General features: G+C 68.0%; 19 protein-coding genes and 1 pseudogene. 8 read left to right on the forward strand and 12 right to left on the reverse strand.

The window, feature by feature from the left end; translation table 11 throughout:
- Window positions 1-80: 80 nt before the first annotated feature.
- The gene (locus KNW02_RS15185; protein WP_216034128.1) at window positions 81-614 is read right to left on the reverse strand and encodes an adenine phosphoribosyltransferase; all 534 of its coding nucleotides are present in this window, start codon (window positions 612-614) and stop codon (window positions 81-83) included.
- A complete protein-coding gene (locus KNW02_RS15190) occupies window positions 611-1,213 on the reverse strand; it encodes a flavin reductase family protein (protein WP_216034129.1) in 603 nt (200 codons plus the stop codon). Before KNW02_RS15190 ends, KNW02_RS15185 begins: the two co-directional genes overlap by 4 nt.
- A gap of 109 nt (window positions 1,214-1,322) precedes the next feature.
- Here KNW02_RS15190 and KNW02_RS15195 point away from each other — a divergent pair.
- The 4 genes and pseudogenes from KNW02_RS15195 to KNW02_RS15210 form a co-directional block, all read left to right on the forward strand.
- Window positions 1,323-1,802: pseudogene (locus KNW02_RS15195) on the forward strand (GNAT family N-acetyltransferase); the annotation flags it as partial.
- A gap of 97 nt (window positions 1,803-1,899) precedes the next feature.
- A complete protein-coding gene (locus KNW02_RS15200; RefSeq protein ID WP_216034131.1) occupies window positions 1,900-2,682 on the forward strand; it encodes an EcsC family protein in 783 nt (260 codons plus the stop codon).
- A gap of 100 nt (window positions 2,683-2,782) precedes the next feature.
- A complete protein-coding gene (locus tag KNW02_RS15205; protein WP_216034132.1) occupies window positions 2,783-3,223 on the forward strand; it encodes an acyl-CoA thioesterase in 441 nt (146 codons plus the stop codon).
- A 78-nt stretch (window positions 3,224-3,301) separates the two neighbouring features.
- The gene (locus tag KNW02_RS15210) at window positions 3,302-4,162 is read left to right on the forward strand and encodes a CHAD domain-containing protein (protein ID WP_216034133.1); all 861 of its coding nucleotides are present in this window, start codon (window positions 3,302-3,304) and stop codon (window positions 4,160-4,162) included.
- A 40-nt stretch (window positions 4,163-4,202) separates the two neighbouring features.
- Here KNW02_RS15210 and KNW02_RS15215 read toward each other — a convergent pair whose 3' ends face one another.
- From KNW02_RS15215 to KNW02_RS15225, 3 genes are all read right to left on the reverse strand, one after another.
- Window positions 4,203-5,828 carry a long-chain fatty acid--CoA ligase gene (locus KNW02_RS15215; protein ID WP_348524741.1) on the reverse strand — a complete coding sequence of 542 codons (1,626 nt, stop codon included), beginning with the start codon at window positions 5,826-5,828 and terminating at the stop codon, window positions 4,203-4,205.
- 84 nt (window positions 5,829-5,912) lie between these two features.
- Entirely contained in the window at window positions 5,913-6,281 is a 369-nt protein-coding gene (locus KNW02_RS15220; protein WP_216034135.1) for a hotdog fold thioesterase, read from the reverse strand.
- Between the two features lie 29 nt (window positions 6,282-6,310).
- Complete coding sequence (locus KNW02_RS15225; protein ID WP_216034136.1) at window positions 6,311-7,177, reverse strand: NAD(P)-dependent oxidoreductase; 867 nt, start codon at window positions 7,175-7,177, stop codon at window positions 6,311-6,313.
- Between the two features lie 185 nt (window positions 7,178-7,362).
- On the opposite strand from KNW02_RS15225, the gene KNW02_RS15230 reads away from it, so the two are divergent.
- Entirely contained in the window at window positions 7,363-9,789 is a 2,427-nt protein-coding gene (locus tag KNW02_RS15230; protein ID WP_216034137.1) for a penicillin acylase family protein, read from the forward strand.
- 78 nt (window positions 9,790-9,867) lie between these two features.
- Here the strand turns inward: KNW02_RS15230 and purN are convergent, their stop codons facing one another.
- From purN to betI, 7 genes are all read right to left on the reverse strand, one after another.
- Window positions 9,868-10,455, reverse strand: coding sequence for a phosphoribosylglycinamide formyltransferase (gene purN / locus KNW02_RS15235; protein WP_216034138.1), 588 nt, complete (start codon window positions 10,453-10,455; stop codon window positions 9,868-9,870).
- The gene (gene purM, locus KNW02_RS15240; protein ID WP_216034139.1) at window positions 10,452-11,492 is read right to left on the reverse strand and encodes a phosphoribosylformylglycinamidine cyclo-ligase; all 1,041 of its coding nucleotides are present in this window, start codon (window positions 11,490-11,492) and stop codon (window positions 10,452-10,454) included. Before purM ends, purN begins: the two co-directional genes overlap by 4 nt.
- A 117-nt stretch (window positions 11,493-11,609) precedes the next feature.
- Complete coding sequence (locus KNW02_RS15245; protein ID WP_216034140.1) at window positions 11,610-11,882, reverse strand: DUF6489 family protein; 273 nt, start codon at window positions 11,880-11,882, stop codon at window positions 11,610-11,612.
- Between the two features lie 75 nt (window positions 11,883-11,957).
- On the reverse strand, window positions 11,958-12,422 hold the full coding sequence (locus KNW02_RS15250) for a MaoC family dehydratase (protein WP_216034141.1): 465 nt from the start codon (window positions 12,420-12,422) through the stop codon (window positions 11,958-11,960).
- Between the two features lie 204 nt (window positions 12,423-12,626).
- Window positions 12,627-14,252 (reverse strand): choline dehydrogenase, encoded by a 1,626-nt coding sequence (gene betA, locus KNW02_RS15255; RefSeq protein ID WP_348524742.1) that lies wholly within the window; start codon window positions 14,250-14,252, stop codon window positions 12,627-12,629.
- Between the two features lie 99 nt (window positions 14,253-14,351).
- Window positions 14,352-15,791 carry a betaine-aldehyde dehydrogenase gene (gene betB, locus KNW02_RS15260; RefSeq protein ID WP_216034158.1) on the reverse strand — a complete coding sequence of 480 codons (1,440 nt, stop codon included), beginning with the start codon at window positions 15,789-15,791 and terminating at the stop codon, window positions 14,352-14,354.
- 2 nt (window positions 15,792-15,793) lie between these two features.
- Window positions 15,794-16,360 (reverse strand): choline-binding transcriptional repressor BetI, encoded by a 567-nt coding sequence (gene betI / locus KNW02_RS15265; RefSeq protein WP_216034143.1) that lies wholly within the window; start codon window positions 16,358-16,360, stop codon window positions 15,794-15,796.
- 88 nt (window positions 16,361-16,448) lie between these two features.
- On the opposite strand from betI, the gene choX reads away from it, so the two are divergent.
- The 3 genes from choX (at window position 16,449) to choV (ending at window position 19,394) form a co-directional block, all read left to right on the forward strand.
- Window positions 16,449-17,399 (forward strand): choline ABC transporter substrate-binding protein, encoded by a 951-nt coding sequence (gene choX / locus KNW02_RS15270; RefSeq protein WP_216034144.1) that lies wholly within the window; start codon window positions 16,449-16,451, stop codon window positions 17,397-17,399.
- Between the two features lie 118 nt (window positions 17,400-17,517).
- Window positions 17,518-18,366 (forward strand): choline ABC transporter permease subunit, encoded by an 849-nt coding sequence (gene choW, locus KNW02_RS15275; RefSeq protein WP_216034145.1) that lies wholly within the window; start codon window positions 17,518-17,520, stop codon window positions 18,364-18,366.
- Window positions 18,363-19,394 carry a choline ABC transporter ATP-binding protein gene (choV, locus tag KNW02_RS15280; RefSeq protein ID WP_216034146.1) on the forward strand — a complete coding sequence of 344 codons (1,032 nt, stop codon included), beginning with the start codon at window positions 18,363-18,365 and terminating at the stop codon, window positions 19,392-19,394. The genes choW and choV overlap by 4 nt, the downstream gene beginning before the upstream one ends.
- Window positions 19,395-19,405: the final 11 nt, after the last annotated feature.

The raw sequence follows: 19,405 nt of genomic DNA on the forward strand, positions 1-19,405 counted from the left end.
GGGGCAGGCTGACATAGGTGCCGCCCGCATTGTGCAAGCTGCATCCGGGTGGGGCGCGACGCCAGACCGCGAAGCTTGCGTCAGGCGCCGTCGAAATGGGTCAGGGCGTGGACGGCCATGCCCAATCCCTCCAGCCGCGCGCGGCCGCCAAGATCGGGCAGATCGATCACGAAAGCGCAGCCGATCACCTCGGCGCCCAGCCGCTGACACAGTCTGATCCCGGCCTCGGCGGTGCCGCCGGTGGCCAGCAGGTCGTCCACGATCAGCACCCGCTCGCCCGGCTTCAGTGCATCGTCATGGATCTCGATCACCGCCTCGCCATATTCCAGCTGATAGGCTTCCGAGATGACGGCGCCGGGCAGCTTGCCCTTCTTGCGGGCCGGCACGAACCCGGCCGACAACTGATGCGCCACCGCGCCCCCCAGGATGAAGCCGCGCGCCTCCAGCCCCACGACCTTGTCGAAGCGGATACCGGCATAGGGGGTCAGCAACTGATCGACCGCCATGCGAAAGCCGCGCGCATCGGCAAAGAGCGTGGTGACATCGCGAAACATGATCCCCGCATGCGGAAAGTCCGGAATGGTGCGGATATAGTCGCGGATCGTCGGGGTCATGCCGGGCGCTCCATCTCGAAGAGATCGTGGACGGCGGCATAGTCCATGTATCCCAGCCGGGCGATCCAGCCGCCCGCCGGGCGCGGATCGAAGCGGCCGCCGATGAGGCAGTCGTCGCGGATATGAACCCCGGTGACCACGCCGAAGACGGCGAAATTCGCCCGACCCGCCAGCGGCAGGATCCGGGTCATGCGGCATTCCAGCGAGGCGGCGGCATCGACCACCCGCGCGCAGTCGATGCCCTGGCAGGGCGCGGCGGCGATGCCCGCCGCCTCGAACTCGCTGGTCCCGGCGGGCAATGCGGCGGAACTGGCATTGACCTGATCACGCATATCGCCGGTGGCAATATTGACGCAGAACACCCCGGTCTCGGCGATCTGGGCCACGCTGTCCTTGGTGCCCGGCCGATCCGGCTTGGCGCTGGTCGAGGCGAACATGACCTGCGGCGGCACATAGGCGACAGCGTTGAAGAAGGAATAGGGCGCCAGATTGTCGCCCTGCGCGCCCCGTGTCGAGATCCAGCCGATCGGGCGCGGCGCCACGATGGCGTTGAACGGATTGTGAGGCAGGCCGTGTCCGGCTTCAGGGCGATAGAACATGGGCAGCCTCCTGGCGTGATCCGGCCCAAACTGCCATTGCTTTTCAGGCTCTGCAATGTTCCGCCTGTCATATCACCATGCTAAGGGGGCGCGGAAGCAAGGAGGCGCGATGTACGAGATCTGCCCCGAGACGGCCGAGGATGAATACGAGGTCGAGGCGCTTTACGACCTGTGCTTCGCACCGGGGCGCACCGCCCTGTCCTCGTACCGGCTGCGCGAGGGCGTGCCGCGGGTGGCCGATCTGTGCCTCGTCCTGCGCGATTCGGCCGGCATCATGCTGGCCGCGATCCGGTTCTGGCCGGTGCGCGTCGGCGGGCGCCGCAGCCTGCTGCTGGGACCGATCGCCGTGCATCCGACGGCACAGGGCGAAGGTCTGGGCGGGATCCTGATGCGCGACAGCCTGTTGCGGGCGCGTGCGACCGGCTGGGACCGGGTGCTTCTGGTCGGCGATGCGCCCTATTATTCACGCTTCGGCTTCGCCCGGCTCGACAATGTCGAGATGCCGCCCCCCACCAATCCCGACCGGGTTCTGGGGCTGGAGCTGCGCGAGGGCGCGTGGCGCGGGATCAGCGGGCCAGTCACGCGCGACGCGCCACCCGAGAGGCCGGGGGGACTGGTCGAACGCGGCGCGGCATCCCATATCCAGATGGCATGTCAAGAGCTTCCGCATCCGAGGGGCGCCAGGAATGAACACGAATCCGCAGCAGGTGCTGCCTCCGATCAACGATCCGACGGTCCATGAACAGATCGACCGGCTTGCCCGGCGCTATGCCGATGCCGGGGGCCTGGGCATGGAGATCATGGCCGCCATCGGCGGCACGGCCGAAGACCTGATCAAGAAGCTGCCGGATTTCGCCCGCGAACGGCTGGACCGGGTGACCCGATTGGCGCTGGACCGTGCCTTTGCGGCGGCGGCAGGAACGCGGCGGGTGCTGCGCGACCGGGGCGACTGGTTCAACCGGCTGGCCTCGACCGTCAGCGGAGCGGCGGGCGGCGCCGGGGGATTTGCCGGCTCGATGATCGAGTTGCCCTTCACGGTGACGCTGCTGCTGCGCGCGATGCTTGAAATCGCGGCCGAACACGGGCTCGATCCCGACAGCGACGAGGTGCGCAAGGAATGCCTGCGCATCTTTGCCACGGCCGGCCCGCTGGAGGATGACGATGGCACCGATCTTGGCCTTCTCGCCGCGCGGCTGTCGGTGACGGGCCAGACCGTTCAGGGACTGATCGGAAAGGTGGCGCCGAAACTGTCGATCACGCTCGGCCAGAAGCTGGCGGCGCAGGCCGCGCCCGTCCTCGGCGCCTTTGCCGGCGCCTCGATCAACTACACCTTCGTGCGCTATTACCAGGAGATCGCGCGGGTGCATTTCGGCCTCATGCGGCTGGCCAACGAGACCGGCATCCCGCAGGAAGCACTGGTCGAGGCGCTGCGGCTGTCGATCCAGCGGCACGGAAAACGGCTGGGCTAAGGCGCCCCGCCGACAGGGACTGTCTCGGAAGAATGCCGGGTTCTTGGGGCTTTCCCCTGCGCCGGGAAGCGGCTAGCCTCTGCCCGGGATCGAGGGACTGATGACCGACCGAGAGCCGCCCCGCAGCCGTGACGCCTATGTGGCGTTTCAGCCGATCCAGACCCGCTGGAACGACAATGACCAGTTCGGCCATATGTACAATGTCACCTATTACGAGCTGTTCGACGAGGCGATGAACCGGTGCCTGCGCGCGCTTGGCATGCTGGACCATCACGGTGGCGATCCGATCCAGGTGGTGGTCGAGAACGGCTGCACCTATTTCCGCGAGGTCGCCTATCCCGACCAGCCGGTGATCGGGCTGCGCGTGACCGGGCTGGGCAGCAGCTCGTGCCGGATCGAAATGGGCATGTTCCGCGATGGCGAGCACAGCGAAGCCGCCCGCGCGCATTTCATTCTGGTGACGGTGGACAATGCCACGCATCGCCCCGTTCCGACGCCCGAGGCGCAGCGCGACGGGCTGAAGACGCTGATGCAGCCGTGAGGACGCGCCCGCCTTCCGGACCGAACGACTGCCCGCGCGGCGCCTGACAACCGGCCTGCCCCTGAAGATGAGTTCGACATGAGCGCCAAGTCCAAGCAGAAGCACACGGATGACGCCCTGACCCCGGGGATGAGTGCCGAGGAGGCGTTCCGATTGGCCCTGCGGCGGGGTGCTGCGACCTATGAAGCCCGGCGCGCGGCCATCCTGTCCGAGGACGGCACGCCTGAGGATGTCCATGCCGCGCGGGTGGCGCTGCGCCGCATGCGATCGGTCCTGCGGGGCTTTTCGGACATGCTGACCGAGAAGGCCGAGCGTCGCCTGCAACGCAATCTTGCAGAACGGTTCCGCTTTCTCGGCCCGCTGCGGGACGCGGATGTTCAGGCCGAGGCCCTGACGGGCGACCCCGGCAAGGAAGCCGCCGCGAAGGCAGCCGAGCTGCGCGCCGGGGTTCGCGCCGAACTGGCAAAAAGCGACGAGCCCGCCCTGCCCGGGCAGATCGAGGCGCTGCTGGCCGATGACGAACGGCTGATCAGGGGCGACCGCTGCCGCCGGCTTGCCGCCGCGCCGGTCGCGGTCCTTGCCTCGCGCGCGCTGCAGGTGGCCTGGACCGAACTGCTGGCCTTTGGCGATGATCCGACCGCGCTGCCGGCCGTGGATCTGCACGAATTCCGCAAGCGCGCAAAGGATTTCCGCTATCTGAGCGAGACCTTCGGGCCGCTCTGCCCGGGCAAGGCAGCGTCGGCCTCTCTCAAGCAGTTGAAGGTCTTGCAGGATTCGCTTGGCACGCTGAACGACCTGCATGTGATGGCCGGCGGCGAGGATAGCGGCCCCCTGCCCCATGACGCCGAGGAGCGCGAGGCTGTCGCACGGACATCCGCGACCGATGCCTGGAGGAAACTGCGAAAGGCGCCGCTGTGGTGGGCGGCGTCCGACTGCTGAGTTTGCGGGGCGCGGTTCCCGGTTCGGGGACCGCTCCCACCTATCGCTTGGCCAGTTCGGGCAGAACGTAATCCTTCAGCAGCTTGCGCAGGTTCAGCTTGCTGATCTTGCCGGTCGCGGTCATCGGCATTTCCTCCACGATGACCATGTCGTCGGGAAACTGCCAGCGCGCCAGATGCGGCGCCAGCAGTTCATAGACCTCGTCCAGCGTCGGCAGATCATCGGCCGAGATCGGCTTGACGACCAGCAGCGGCCGCTCGTCCCATTTCGGATGCGGCACCGAGATCACCGCGCAGATGGCGATCTTGGGATGGGCCACGGCAAAATTCTCGAGGTCGATCGAACTGATCCACTCGCCGCCGGACTTGATCAGGTCCTTGGCCCGGTCGCGCAGCGTCAGATATCCGGTGGGCGAGATCGAGGCGATATCGCCGGTGCCGAACCAGCCCTCGGCATCGAACGACTTTCTCGACGCTTCCTCGTTGTTGTAATAGGCGCTGGCGATCACGTTGCCGCGGACATAGAGTTCGCCCATCGCCTCGCCGTCATGCGGCTGACGCTTGCCGTCCTCGTCGACGATCTTCATGTCAACGCCATAGACGCGACGCCCCTGGGTGGTCTTCAGCGCCATCTGCCGCTCGAAGGGCAGTTCGCGCTGGTCCCGTGTCAGCGAGCCCTGGCTGCCAAGCGGCGAGGTCTCGGTCATGCCCCAGGCGTGGTTGACCTCGATGCCCAGCTTTTCGAAGCCTTCGATCAGGCTGCGCGGCATGGCGCTGCCGCCGACGACCAGATGACGCATCGACGAGGGCTTGGCGCCCCGTTTCTCGATCTCGGCGAACAGCCCCTGCCAGATCGTCGGCACGCCCCAGGCGCTTTCGACGCGTTCTTCCTCGCACAGATCCCACAGGCTGGCCCCGTCCAGATGCGGCCCTGGCATGATCAGGCTGGCACCTGCCAGGGGCGCATAGAACGGCAGCCCCCAGGCGTTGACATGGAACTGCGGCACGACCGGCAGGATGCGCGGCTGGTTGCCCAGATCGGCGGACAGGCTGAGCGCGATGCTGACCGCGTGCAGCACGTTCGAGCGATGCGTGTAAAGCGCGCCCTTGGGATCGCCGGTGGTCCCCGACGTGTAGCACATGCCCGAGGCCGTGGTTTCCGGCAGGTCCGGCCAGTCGCGCGCGGTGGCCTGCCCCGCCAGCAAGTCCTCATAGCACAAGGCGTCAAGGCTGTTTTCCGGCATATGCGCGCGGTCGGTCATCACCACATAGCGCAGCGACGGCAGATGGTCCTTCAGCTTCTCCAGCAGCGGCACGAAGGTCGCGTCGGTGAACAGGATCTTGTCGGCGGCGTGATGGACGATATAGATCATCTGCTCGGCCGAGAGGCGCGGGTTGATCGTGTGGCAGACGGCACCAATCCCCGAGATCGCGTAATAAAGTTCGAAATGGCGATAGCCGTTCCACGCCAGGGTGGCCACGCGATCACCGATCCGGATGCCCAGGTCCTCAAGCGCGAAGGACAGTTGCACCGTCCGCGCCCGCGCCTCGACATAGCTTTCGCGATGCGTGTCGCCCTCGACCCGGCGCGAGACGATTTCGGCGGCCGGATAGATGTCGGCAGCATAGTCCAGAAGCCCGCTCTGCAGCAGCGGACGATTCATCATCAGGCCATCCATGGTGTCCTCTCCTCCATTTCATGGCGCGGAACTTGACGTAAAGGCCCCCTGCTGATCAAGCGCGACGGTGCGTCACCGCGCGTCGATATGGGTCGAGGTCAGATCCAGCAGTACACGCCCGCCGGCATCGACGACCTCGGTGCGCACGGTCGAGACGCGCCGCCCGCGCCTGACCCAACGCGACCGGGCCGTAAGCCGCCCCTCGCGCCGGTTCGCCAACAACTGCGCATTCAGCGTCACCGCGACGGGAAAGCTGTCCATCCCCTCGCTGACCGGGCGACCGCCCAGCACCAGATTGGTCGCGATCACATCGGCGAACCAGATCAGCGCGCCGGCATGGACGGTGCCGAAGGGGTTCAGTATCCCCGGCCCGATCTCCATTTCACCCTCGGCGCCGGTTTCGCTGACCCCGGTGAGGTCAAAGGCGATCTGCCCGCTCATGCTGTCCTGTCCCATGGCCCTCGCCCCCCTCACCGCGTCAGTCGCGCGATCAGCGAGGATGTATCCCAGCGACCGCCGCCCATGCCCTGCACCTCCTTGTAGAACTGGTCGACCAGCGCCGTGACCGGCATCGAGGCGCCAACCTCGTCTGCCGCAGCCAGGCAGATCGCAAGGTCCTTGCGCATCCAGTCCACGGCAAAGCCATGCTCGAACGCGCCCGCGGCCATGGTCTTGTGGCGGTTGGCCATCTGCCAGCTTCCGGCGGCACCCTGGCTGATCACCTCGACCACCTTCTCGACATCCAGCCCCGCCTTCCGGGCGAAGGCAAGCGATTCCGACAGCGCCTGAACCAGCCCGGCAATGGCGATCTGGTTGCACATCTTCGTCATCTGCCCGGCTCCGACCTCACCCATCAAGCGGCAGATCTTGGCATAGGCGGCGATGACCGGCGCGGCACGGTCGAAATCGGCCTGCCCGCCACCGCACATCACCGACAACTGGCCATTCTCGGCCCCCGCCTGCCCGCCCGACACCGGCGCATCGACATAGCCGTTGCCCGCCGCCGCCGCGGCTTCGGCCAGTTCCCGCGTCACCGCCGCCGAGACCGTGGTGTGATCGACAAAGACCGCGCCCTGCCCCATGCCGGAAAACGCGCCTTCCGCGCCCAGACAGACCGACCGCAGATCGTCGTCATTGCCGACGCAGGCCAGCACGAACTCCGCCCCTCGCGCCGCCTCGCGCGGGGTCGGGGCCGAGGCGCCACCATGCTGCGCCACCCAGGCGGCGGCCTTTGCCGGGCTGCGGTTATAGACGGTCACCTCATGTCCCGCCGCCCTCAGATGGCCCGCCATCGGATAGCCCATCACCCCAAGGCCCAGAAACGCCAGCTTTGCCATGAACTCCCTTTCTCTGTTGCCCTGTTCCGACCACCGGACGGGGATTGTCCTGTCCCTGCCGCTGACGCGTTGAAATGGCGGCGCGGCTGGCTTATGCAGCACCCCACCACCCCAGCGTGTCCCGGTCAAGAGACGGACGCGCCCCGCCGAGGCCCGCACGACCCGCCCATGGAAGCCCTCTCCGCATGCTGACCCTTTTCCGCTGGCTGCTCCGGCTGACCGTCGCCCTGATCGCCGTGCTGGTTCTGGCCGTGGTGCTGGCCTGGTATTTCGCGGTCCGCTCGCTGCCCGACTACAATGCCAGCTATGGCATGAGCGGCCTCAAGGCCCCGGTCGAGATCGTCCGTTCGACCGAGAACGTGCCGCATATCTTCGGGCAGAGCGATGAGGACATGTTCTTCGCATTGGGGGTCGCCCATGCGCAGGACCGGCTGTTCCAGATGACCATGCTGCGCCGCGCCGCGCAGGGCCGGCTGTCCGAGGTGCGCGGGGCCGGCGCCTTCGCCGGCGACGTTCTGGTGCGGCGGCTCGAACTCTATCGCAACGCGCAGGCTTCGCTCGACGCCCAGGACAGCGACACGCGCACGGCACTGGAAGCCTATTCCGCCGGGGTGAACCAGTGGATCACCGAGGTCAACGAAAGCGCATTGGGCCGCGGCGCCCCCGAATTCTTCCTTTTCCCCGAGCAGATCGCCTATTGGCAGCCCGCCGATTCGCTGGCGATCCTCAAGCTTCTGGCCGCGGCCTCCAGCAATGCCGTCCCGGCCGAGATCCTGCGCGCCCGTCTGTCTCTGGCGGCGCCGCAATACGGCCCGGACGTGCTGTCGGGCGAGGCGGCCCCGGCCGGTCTGCCGGTCTATGCCTCGCTGTTCCCCGGCGCGAAATTCGGCGCGCCCGCCCCGCAGGACGGCACCGAGGCACCGCGTGATCCGTCCGGCTTCCTGCGCCCCGCCCTCGGCCTTGGCGGCAACGGCTTTGCGGCCGCACCGGATCGGACGGCGGCGGGCGGCGCGCTTCTGGCCAATGCCCCGCATGGGCCGCTGACGGCACCCTCGCTCTATTACCTGGCGCGGTTGCAGCTGTCATCGGGCGGCGTGATCGGCGCCACCATCCCCGGCATCCCGGCGATCCTGTCGGGGCGCAACCCGCATCTGGCCTGGGGCATGACGCCATCCGCCATCGACGACGCGGATATCTTCATCGAGGAGATCCAGCCCGGCAACAGCGACCGCTATCGCGGGCGGGACGGCTGGGCAGATTTTGCCAGCCGGCGCGAGGTGATCCGCATCCTTGACGGCGAGGATCAAGTCATCACGCTGCGCCGGACCGAGAACGGGCCGCTGATGCCCGCGCTCGAACGCGGCCTGCGCGACATCATCCCGCAGGGCCATGTCGCCGCCTTGGGCTGGACCGGCCTCTCGCGCGAGGACGGCACCATGTCGGCCCTGATCGGCCTGATGCGCGCACCCGATACCGACAGCGCCGCGGCCGCACTGTCGCGCGTGGTGGCCCCGGCGATGACGGTGACGCTGGCGGATGGCGACGGGATCCGCCAGGTGAGCGCCGGCCTGCTGCCGGGCCGCTCGGCACAGCATCCGACCGGCGGCGCCATGCCGGTGCCGGGCTGGCTGGCGACGACCCGCTGGAACGGCGAGATGCCGGCCTCCGCAGCCGACCCGAGCGGGCGCGCCCCGGCCGGGATCCTCATCGCCACCGAGGAACCCGGTGCGGCGGCCATGCGACGCGGGCGCCTGACCCGGCTGCTGCAGGACCGCGAGGTGCATTCCCGCGACAGCTTCATCGCCGCCCAGACCGACATTGTCAGCCCGGCCGCCCGCGCGTTGCTGCCGCTGGTGGGGGCCAACCTGTGGTTCACGGGCGAGCCCGCGCCGGCCGGCACGATCGACGCGCAGCGGCAGGACGCGCTGGCCCTGCTGGCGGAATGGGACGGGCAGATGAACGAGCACCTGCCCGAGCCGCTGATCTATGCGGCCTGGATGCGCGAATTGCAGGACCGGCTGATCCGGGATGAACTGGGTCCGCTGGCCGACGATATCGCCACGCTGCATCCGGGCTTCATCGACGCGGTATTCCGCGACCGCGGCGGGGCCGCGCGCTGGTGCGACATCGCTCAAAGCGCTCCGGCCGAGGACTGCACCACGATCGCCCGTCAGGCACTGGACCGCGCGCTTCTGGATCTGACCGATCGCTTCGGCCCGCAGGTCGCCAGCTGGCGTTGGGGCGATGTGCATCAGGCCCGCCACCAGCATCCGGGCCTTGGCGGCCTGCCGGCACTGGGCTGGGTCGTCAACCTGACCCAGTCGCTTTCGGGCGGCAGCTTCACGATTTCCACAAGCGGCCTTCTGGGGCGGGGCCGGAACCCCTATGAAGCGGCCACCGGCGCGGGCTATCGCGGCGTCTATGACCTGGCCGATCCCGACAGTTCGGTCTTCATCACCTCGACCGGCCAGTCGGGCCATCCGCTCTCGCGCCATTTCGACGATTTCGCCGCATTGTGGCGGCGCGGCGAATATGTCGGCATGTCCCTCGACCCCGATCTGGCGCGCGCGGCCGCCATCGGAACCACCCGCCTCATCCCCGAAAGCCGGTAGTGGCGCGCGCCGGCGCCCGGCGAGAGGGCGCGCACGCTCCGACTGTTTCAGCGCCCTGCCAGAGAGCAGGCGTCTATCTCACAGACAGACCGGCCTGCGATCCCCCGCAGCAAACCGGCGCAGCACCGCCGGATAGAGGCGGTGTTCCTGCGCCAGCACCCGTGCGGCCAGTGCTTCGGGCGTGTCGCCCGGCAGGACCGGCACCCGTGCCCGCCCCAGGATCGGCCCCGCATCCAGTTCCGGCGTGACCTCATGCACGGTGACGCCGGCCTCGGCGTCGCCGGCCTCGATCGCGCGGGCATGGGTATGAAGGCCCGGATATTTCGGCAGAAGCGACGGATGGATGTTCAACATCCGACCGGCGAAACGCGACACGAAATCCGGCGTCAGGATGCGCATGAAGCCGGCGAGGCAGATGATGTCGGGACGCGCGGCCAGCAGCGGTTCCAGCAGCGCCGCCTCGAACCCCGCCCGGTCGCCGGGAAAGCCGCGATGATCCACGGCGGCAATTGGCACCCCGGCTGCTGCGGCCCTGGCAAGCCCTGCCGCTGCCGGGTCGTTCGAGGCCACCAGCACCGGACGCGCCGGATGATCGCCCTGCATGTCCTCGACCAGCCGCAGCATGTTCGAGCCGCCGCCGGAAATCAGGATCGCGACGCGCTTCACGCAAGCGTCCCGCTGTAGCGCACCCCCGCCCCGGCAGCGACGCGGCCGATCCGGTGAACCCGTTCGCCCGCCTGCACCAGCAGGGCGGTCAACGCCTCGGCGCGGTCGGCGGCCACGACGAGGATCATGCCGAGGCCGCTGTTGAAGGTCTTCAGCATTTCGCCCTGCTCGATCCCGCCGGCCTGCGCCAGCCAGCCGAAGATCGGCGGCAGGTCCCATGCGCCCAGATCAATTTCGGCGCCCAGCCCCTCGGGCAGAACGCGCGGCAGGTTCTCGGTGATGCCGCCGCCGGTGATATGGGCCAGCGCACGCACGCCGCCGGCCCGGATCGCCGCCAGTGCCGGCTTCACATAGAGCCGTGTCGGGACCAGCAATGCCTGGCCCAGATCGGTGTCGGCGAAGGGTGCCGCGTCGCTCCAGCCGAGGCCCGCATGCTCGGCCACCTTGCGGACCAGCGAATAGCCGTTGGAATGCACCCCATCCGAGGCCAGCCCCAGCAGCACATCGCCCTCGGCCACGCCTGCGGGCAGCGCCGTGCCGCGCTGCATGGCGCCGACCGCGAAGCCGGCAAGGTCGAAATCGCCATCGTGATACATGCCCGGCATCTCGGCCGTCTCGCCGCCGATCAGGGCGCAGCCGGCCTGCTGGCAGCCGCGCGCAATGCCCTCGACGACGCGCGCGCCCTCATCCACCGACAGCTTGCCGGTGGCAAAATAGTCGAGGAAGAACAACGGCTCTGCCCCCTGGCAGACAAGATCGTTGACGCACATGGCCACGAGGTCCTGGCCGATCCCGTCCAGATGGCCGGTATCGATGGCGATGCGCAGCTTGGTGCCCACACCGTCGGTGGCCGCCACCAGCACCGGGTCGTCATAGCCTGCCGCGCGCGGGTCGAACAGTGCCCCGAACCCGCCGAGCGCGTCCATGACGCCAGGCCGCGTCGTCGCCGCGGCCGCGGGCTTGATCCGTTCGACCAGCGCATTGCCCGCGTCGATATCCACGCCCGCGTCGCGATAGCTGATCCCGTTCTTCGTCATGCGCCACCCCCGGCTTTCTGTCGCGCCCCCGATAGCGGAAGCGGCCTGCCGGGGCAACGGTCAAGCGATCATGCCGGCGGGCCGGGTGGGCGGTTCGCCCCGCGCGCGGTCGCGCCCCTATTCCTCGGCCTTCTTCCCGGCCGCACTGCCGCCCCTGCCCCGGCCCTGAGACATGAAGCCGCCCAGCATGTTGCTGAGGAATTCGGTTCCTTCGCCGGAAAACCATGTCCTGAGCATCCCCTCGGGCGACAGCTTTTCAGCCTGCTCAAGAACCTTCTGTTCGATTTTCGCCATCACCGCCTTCTGCATCGGCTGCAGGTCGGGCAGGCCCATCAGTTCACGCGCCTCAAGCGGCGTCAGGTCCATTTCCACCACGATCTTCACCGTCATCCTCCCTCGTGAAGTCCCTGCCGGGGCAGCCGCGCCGCAGAACAGCGCCGATCCGTCGCCCCCCTTGATCCGATGTCAGCCGCGCGGAGAGATCAGCGCAAGCGACTCGGCGATCAGGGCCGGCTTGTCGGAATCCTCGATCTCGAGGACATTGCTGGTCTTCAGCATGATCTGGCCGTCCTTCCTCGTCTCGACATCGGTGACCGAGACGCGCAGCCGCACCCGGGCGCCGGCGCGGACCGGCGCGAGGAAGCGCACCTTGTCCAGACCGTAATTGAAGGCCGCCGCGGCATCCGTCGGTACGGCACCGACCTGCATCAACAGCGGCGCGACGAAAGACAGCGTCAGATAGCCATGCGCGATGGGCCAGCGATACGGGCTCTCCCGCTTGGCACGCTCGACATCGACATGGATCCACTGCCGATCCCCGGTGCATTCGGCGAACTGGTTGATCATCGACTGCTCGACGGTGATCCAGTCCGAAACCCCCAGTTCCTTGCCCACATATTCCGACAGATTTGCGCAGGTGATCTCGGCCATGGCGGCACTCTCCCTCTCCGATGCGGCGTCGCCCCCCGAAACGAGGTGATCTGTTGCGCAGGCGACGCCCGAAAGACCTGCGCAAGGCGCGGACCGGCACGCCGTTGACGCGGCGGTGCCGGCAAGCCCGGGGTCCGGGCCGTCCTGTCATTGGGCATTTTTGTCCGCCCCTCGGCAAGGGCGAAGATCGGAGGTGTCGCACCGTCAGGTCGCCGCCGGCGCCGCGATCCGGTCCTGCATCAACGGGCGGCCCAGAATGTGGTCGGCGGCCTTCTCTCCGGTCATGATCGAGGGGGCGTTCAGGTTGCCGTTGGTGATGCGGGGAAAGACCGAGCTGTCGGCGACCCGCAGCCCTTCGACCCCGATCACCCGCAATTCCGGATCCACCACCGCCTGCGGGTCGCTGGCCTGACCGATGCGGGCGGTCCCGCAGGGATGGAAGGCGGATTCGGCGTGTTCGCGGATGAAGGCGTCGATCTGCTCGTCGCTCTGGATCTCTGCACCGGGCTGGATTTCGTCGCCGCGATACTCGGTGAAAGCGGGTTGATCGAAGATTTTCCTCGTCAGCTTGACGCAGGCGCGAAATTCTTTCCAATCATCAGCCTGCGACATATAGTTGAAGTGAATTTCAGGCGCCGCGCCCGGGTCGCACGAGACCAGCCGAACCGTGCCGCGCGATTTCGAGCGCATCGGCCCGACATGGGCCTGGAAGCCGTGCCCTTTGGCCGCCGCCTTGCCGTCATAGCGCACCGCCAGCGGCAGGAAATGATACTGGATGTCGGGATAGTCGATGCCCTCGCCGGAGCGGATGAAGCCGCAGCTTTCGAACTGGTTCGAGGCGCCCAGCCCGGTCTTTTGCAGCAGCCATTCGACGCCGACCCGGCCCTTGCCCAGAAGGTTATAGTAGGTATAGAGGCTGACCGGCTTCAAGGCCTTGTATTGCATGTATATTTCGAGGTGGTCCTGAAGATTCGCGCCGACGCCGGGGCGGTCGGCCCGGACCTCGATGCCGTGGTCGCGCAGGTGCTCGGCCGGGCCGATGCCGGACAGCATCAAGAGTTTCGGGGTGTTGATCGAACTGGCCGAGAGGATCACCTCGCGCCCGGCCCGGATCGCCTCGACCCTGCCGTTTCGTTCGATTTCAACGCCATAGGCGCGGTTTCCTTCAAACAGGACCCGCCGCGCCAGCGCCCGGATGACGGTCAGGCGGCCGGATTTCTGCGCCGGGCGCAGATAGGCATTGGCGGCCGACCAGCGGCGGCCCTTCCAGATCGTGGCCTCCATCGGCCCGAAACCTTCCTGATTTTCTCCGTTGTAATCAGTGGTATATGGCCAACCGGCCTGATGCCCGGCCTCGATGAAGGTGTCGAACAGCGGGTTGCGGCGCTTGCCGCGGGTGATGTGCAGAGGGCCGTCGGTGCCGCGCCAGTCCGAGACGCCACCATGCCAGGTTTCCATGCGCTTGAAATAGGGCAGGACATCCGCGTAGGACCAGCCGGTCGCGCCGGATTCTTCCCAGAAATCAAAGTCCTTTCGGTGGCCCCTGACAAAGACCATGCCATTGATCGAGGAGGATCCGCCCAGCACCTTGCCGCGCGGTGTCGCCAGACGCCGCCCCCCCAGATGTTGTTCCGGCACGGTCGAGAACCCCCAGTCATAGCGGGGCATGTTCATCGGATAGGACAGCGCGCCGGGCATCTGGATGAAGATGCCGAAGTCGCTGCCGCCATATTCGATCAGGGTGACGGTCCGGCCGGCCTCGGTCAGCCGGTAGGCCAGTGCGCAGCCGGCGCTGCCGGCGCCAACGATGACGAAATCGGCCGTGGTCACGGCATCACCCCGGATGCACCGGCAATGCACGGCGCGTGCACAGGTTGTACACCGCATGCGGGCGTTGCGTGTTGCGTCCCGGCCGGGAAGCCGACGGGATCAATAGGGCGCATCGACGCCTCCCATGCCGACATAGACGGATTTCAGCTGCGAGTAATGTTCGATCGCGGCGGCCGAGTTCTCGCGCCCGATCCCCGATTGCTTGACGCCGCCGAAGGGCATCTCGACCGGGGTGAGGTTATAGGCGTTGATCCAGCAGGTCCCGGCCTCGAGCCGCGCCACGACCCGGTGTCCGCGCGCCAGATCGCGGGTGAAGACGCCCGCCGCAAGGCCGAAGCCGGTGGCATTGGCGCGGCGGATGACCTCGTCCTCGTCGGTGAAGCCGAGCGTGGTCATCACCGGGCCGAAAATCTCGTCGCGGGTGATGGTCATGTCGTCGCGCGCGCCGGTGAAGACGGTGGGCGGGATGAAGGCGCCCTCGCCCGGCCCGCCGCAGAGGATGCGCGCGCCCTCGGCCTCGCCGGCGGCGATGGCGGCGCGGATCCGGCCGGCCTGCGCCGGGCTGACGATGGGGCCGTGCTGGGTTTCGGGATCCAGGGGATCGCCGATCTTCACGTTGCGGACCCGTTCGGCCAGCTGGTCCAGAAACGCCTCGCGGATGCCGTCCTGCAGGAAGACGCGGGTGCCGTTCGAACAGATCTGGCCCGAGGAATAGAAATTCGCCAGCATCGCCGCGCCGACCGCGTCTTCAAGGCTGGCGTCGTCGAAGACGATCAGCGGCGACTTGCCGCCCAGTTCCATGGTGACATGGCGCATCCCCTCGGCCGCCGCCGCATAGACGCGCCGCCCGGTCGGCACCGAGCCGGTCAGCGAGACCTTGGCCACATGCGGGTCGGAGACCAGCGCCGCGCCGACCGCGCCGCGCCCCTGCAGGACGCTGAAGAGGCCGGCGGGCAGCCCGGCCTCGGCCAGAATCCCGGCCAGTTTCAGGGCGCCCAGCGGCGTTTCCTCGGAGGGTTTGAAGACCATGGCATTGCCCATGACCAGCGCCGGCGCGGTCTTCCAGCAGGCGATCTGGCTGGGATAGTTCCAGGCGCCGATGCCGGCGCAGACGCCCAGGGGCTCGCGGATCGTATAGGCCCAGTCCCGCCCCAGCGGGATCATCTGCCCGGTCAGGCCGGCCGCCAGCCCGCCGAAGAATTCCAGCGCGGCGGCGCCCGATTCCCAGTCCGCGACCAGCGTTTCCTGAATCGGCTTGCCGGTATCCAGCGTTTCCAGCCGCGACAGTTCGGCATTGCGCGCCCGGATGATGGCGGCGGCGCGGACAAGGACGCGGCCGCGTTCCACCGGCGGCAGCGCCGCCCATGCCGGCTGGGCGGCGGCGGCGGCGGCGCAGGCCCGCGCCACCTGACCGGTGCTGGCCTCGCGCAGGCTGGCGATTTCCTCGCCCGTGTAGGGATAGTGGACCGGCAGCACCACCCCCTCGCCCTCGACCGGGCGGCCGTCGATGAACAGGCTGGCGGCGGGTTGGGCGTTCAGACTCATGCGAGGGCCTCATCGAGATAGTCGTTGACGATCTGCAGGGCCGCCCTGGCGTCGGTCGGCCCCGGTTTCAGCACGGCGCGCAGATAGACGCCGTCGATCAGCGCCGCCAGCGTCTCGGCGGTGCGGGCGGGATGGTCGGTCAGCGGGCGCAGGGCGACGATCAGGTTCGAGTTCAGGCGGCGGTGATAGACCCGCAGCAGCCGCTCGGCCTCGTTGTTGATCACCGCCAGCGCATAGAAGTTCATCCAGGCGCTGATCACCTCGCGGCGGAAGTTCTGCGGCGCGAAACTGGCCCGGACGATGGCCTCGAGCCGGCCCCGCGGCCCCGCGCCCGGCAGCGCCTTGTCGACCGACTGGCCATAGCCCTTGAGGATATGGCGCATCGCCGCCAGGAACATCTGTTCCTTCGAGCCGAAATAGTGATGCGCCAGCGCCGGCGACATGCCCGCCGCCCGCGCGATCTGCGCCACGGTCACATCCAGCGACCCCGCCCGCCCGACTTCGGCAATGGCAGCGTTGATCAGCGCGGCTTTTCGGATAGGCTCGGCCCCAAGTTTCGGCATCTGGTACACCTGCTGTCGGACTTTCCGGTTGCTTTTCGACTGTAGCCGATCTTTAATTGACTGGTCAATCAAGAACAGGGAGCCAACAATGACCTTTTCCCGCTTTGCCGCCGGGCTGGCCATCGCCACCGCGATGACCGCCACGGCGACCGCGACCCTTGCCGCCGAACCCGATGAGTGCCGCAAGGTCGTCTTTTCGGATGTCGGCTGGACCGACATCACCGCGACGACGGCGCTGGCCTCGACCGTGCTGCAGGCACTGGGCTATGAGACCGAGACCAAGATCCTGTCGGTGCCGGTCACCTATACGGCCATGTCCACCGATGACGTGGACGTGTTCCTGGGCAACTGGATGCCGACCATGCAGGCCGATATCGGCCCCTATGCCGAGGCCGGCACGGTCGATACGCTGCGCACCAACCTGACCGGCGCGAAATACACCCTGGCCACCAACAAGGCCGGCGCCGATCTGGGCATCGACGATTTTGCGAAGATTGCCGAGCACAAGGAGGCGCTGGACGGCAAGATCTACGGCATCGAGCCGGGCAACGACGGCAACCGCCTGCTTCTGGAGATGGTGGCGGGCGACCAGTTCGGGCTGGGCACCTTCGAGATCGTCGAAAGCAGCGAACAGGGCATGCTGGCGCAGGTCAGCCGGGCCGGCAGCGCCGGCGAGCCGGTGGTCTTCCTCGGCTGGGAGCCGCATCCGATGAACGCCCAGTTCGAGATGACCTATCTGACCGGCGGCGACGACGTGTTCGGCCCCGATCTGGGCGGCGCCGAGGTGCGCACCAACACCCGTTCGGGCTATGCCGCGGAATGCGCCAATGTCGGCCAGTTCCTGCAGAACCTCGAATTCACCCTGGCGATGGAAAACGAGGTGATGGGCCGGATCCTCAATGACGGCGAGGAGCCGATGAAGGCCGCGAAGGACTGGCTGAGCGCCAATCCCGATGCCGCCACCCCCTGGCTGGAGGGCGTGACCACGGTCGATGGCAATGACGCGCAGGCGGCGCTGAGCGCGGCGCTGAACGGCTGATGCCGCGGGCGCTGCCGCGCGCCGCCCCGCGCGGGCGGCAGCGCCCTGCCAGAACCCGTCCCGCCGCGCCCCCTGCCCCGTCGCAGCGGGACGCGGCCCGGCAGCAAGGGAATGACGCATGGATCAGCTGACGACGCTGATAACCGACAACAAGATCCCCGTGGGCAGGACGGCCAAGGCCCTGTTCGACTGGCTGAACGCGCATGCGGCGCTGCTGTTCAACAGCGTCTCGGGCGCGATGGACTGGCTGATCGGCCGCATCCTCGCCGGGCTGGAATTCCCGCATCCCTTCGTCTTCATCCTGCTGGCCGTGGCGCTGACCTGGGCGCTGCAGCGCAGCTGGAAGACCTGCCTGCTGGTGGCGGCGGGGCTGCTGTTCATCCTCAACCAGGGCTACTGGGAGGAGACGCTGCAATCGCTGACGCTGGTGCTGGCCTCGTGCCTCGTCTGCATGGCCCTGGGGGTGCCGGTCGGGATCGCCGCCGCGCACCGGCCGCGGCTTTACGCCTGGATGCGGCCGGTCCTCGACCTGATGCAGACGCTGCCGACCTTCGTCTACCTGATCCCGGCCATCGTGTTCTTCGGCATCGGCATGGTGCCGGGCCTGCTGGCCACCGTGATCTTCGTGCTGCCGGCGCCGATCCGGCTGACCCAGCTGGGCATCAGCTCGACCCCGCCGGCGCTGATCGAGGCGGCCACGGCCTTCGGCGCCACCGGCCGCCAGCTTCTGTGGAAGGTCGAACTGCCCAGCGCCCTGCCGCAGATCATGGCCGGGCTGAACCAGACCATCATGCTGTCGCTGTCGATGGTGGTGATCGCGGCGCTGGTCGGGGCCTCGGGGCTGGGCGTGCCGGTGGTGCGGGCGCTGAACAGCGTCAACACCGCGCTTGGCTTCGAATCGGGCTTCGTGATCGTCGTCGTCGCCATCCTGCTGGACCGGATGCTGCGCATGGAGGGCCCGAAATGACCGGCACGATCAGCGCGGGCGCGCGCAACGCCGTCGAATTCGACAGGGTCTGCATCGTCTTCGGCGACGATCCCGACGCTGCCCTGCCGCTGATGGATCAGGGGCAGGAACGCGGCGCGATCAAGGACGAGACCGGGCAGGTGCTGGGCGTCCATGATTGCAGCATCGACGTGCGCGAGGGCGAGATCCTGGTGCTGATGGGGCTGTCGGGATCGGGCAAGTCGACGCTGCTGCGCGCGGTCAATGCGCTGAACGATGTCTGCCGGGGCGAAGTCCGGGTCTGGGACGGCAGCCGGATGATCCCGGTCACCGGGGCGGATGCGAAAGCCTTGCGCGACATCCGGCTGCGCCATGTGGCGATGGTGTTCCAGCAGTTCGGCCTGCTGCCCTGGCGCAGCGTGCGCGAGAATGTCGGGCTGGGCCTCGAACTGGCCGGGATCGCGCCCCGCGACCGCAAGGCGCGGGTGGATCACCAGCTTGAGACCGTCGGCCTGACCGAATGGGCCGAGCGCAAGGTGGGCGAATTGTCGGGCGGCATGCAGCAGCGCGTGGGCCTGGCCCGCGCCTTCGCGACCGAGGCGCCGATCCTGCTGATGGACGAGCCCTTCAGCGCGCTGGACCCGCTGATCCGCGACCGGCTGCAGGACGAGTTGCTGGATCTGCAGCAGAAGACCAAGCGCACCATCATCTTCGTCAGCCACGATCTGGACGAGGCCTTCAAGCTGGGCAACCGGATCGCGCTGATGGAGGGCGGGCGGATCGTCCAGATCGGCACCGCGCGCGAGATCATCGCCAATCCGGTCAATGATTACGTCGCCGATTTCGTCGCCCACATGAACCCGCTGGGCGTGCTGACCGCCGCCGATGTGGCCCAGCCCGGCGAGGCCGCAGGCCTGCCGGTTCCGGCCGACATGCCGGTGAAGGACGTGATGGGCCTTCTGGCCGGGGCCGAGGCGCTGCCGGTCGAGGGCGGCGGCCGCATCACCCGCGACACGGTGCTGGCCCGGCTGATCGACCCGCGCGGCTGAGCCCTGCCGGG

Origin of the sequence: Paracoccus marinaquae (genome assembly GCF_018860165.1) — a bacterium.
Lineage (GTDB): Bacteria > Pseudomonadota > Alphaproteobacteria > Rhodobacterales > Rhodobacteraceae > Paracoccus > Paracoccus marinaquae.

Bases quoted from the DNA above. Each gene is read 5' to 3' on its own strand.
- KNW02_RS15250 (WP_216034141.1), bottom strand. From the start codon at position 12,422: ATGGCCGAGATCACCTGCGCAAATCTGTCGGAATATGTGGGCAAGGAA.
- KNW02_RS15225 (WP_216034136.1), bottom strand. From the start codon at position 7,177: ATGGCAAAGCTGGCGTTTCTGGGCCTTGGGGTGATGGGCTATCCGATG.
- choV (WP_216034146.1), top strand. From the start codon at position 18,363: ATGACCGGCACGATCAGCGCGGGCGCGCGCAACGCCGTCGAATTCGAC.
- KNW02_RS15205 (WP_216034132.1), top strand. From the start codon at position 2,783: ATGACCGACCGAGAGCCGCCCCGCAGCCGTGACGCCTATGTGGCGTTT.
- KNW02_RS15200 (WP_216034131.1), top strand. From the start codon at position 1,900: ATGAACACGAATCCGCAGCAGGTGCTGCCTCCGATCAACGATCCGACG.
- KNW02_RS15245 (WP_216034140.1), bottom strand. From the start codon at position 11,882: ATGACGGTGAAGATCGTGGTGGAAATGGACCTGACGCCGCTTGAGGCG.
- KNW02_RS15185 (WP_216034128.1), bottom strand. From the start codon at position 614: ATGACCCCGACGATCCGCGACTATATCCGCACCATTCCGGACTTTCCG.
- KNW02_RS15220 (WP_216034135.1), bottom strand. From the start codon at position 6,281: ATGAGCGGGCAGATCGCCTTTGACCTCACCGGGGTCAGCGAAACCGGC.
- choX (WP_216034144.1), top strand. From the start codon at position 16,449: ATGACCTTTTCCCGCTTTGCCGCCGGGCTGGCCATCGCCACCGCGATG.
- choW (WP_216034145.1), top strand. From the start codon at position 17,518: ATGGATCAGCTGACGACGCTGATAACCGACAACAAGATCCCCGTGGGC.
- betI (WP_216034143.1), bottom strand. From the start codon at position 16,360: ATGCCGAAACTTGGGGCCGAGCCTATCCGAAAAGCCGCGCTGATCAAC.
- KNW02_RS15215 (WP_348524741.1), bottom strand. From the start codon at position 5,828: ATGATGAATCGTCCGCTGCTGCAGAGCGGGCTTCTGGACTATGCTGCC.
- KNW02_RS15210 (WP_216034133.1), top strand. From the start codon at position 3,302: ATGAGCGCCAAGTCCAAGCAGAAGCACACGGATGACGCCCTGACCCCG.
- purM (WP_216034139.1), bottom strand. From the start codon at position 11,492: ATGACGAAGAACGGGATCAGCTATCGCGACGCGGGCGTGGATATCGAC.
- KNW02_RS15230 (WP_216034137.1), top strand. From the start codon at position 7,363: ATGCTGACCCTTTTCCGCTGGCTGCTCCGGCTGACCGTCGCCCTGATC.
- KNW02_RS15190 (WP_216034129.1), bottom strand. From the start codon at position 1,213: ATGTTCTATCGCCCTGAAGCCGGACACGGCCTGCCTCACAATCCGTTC.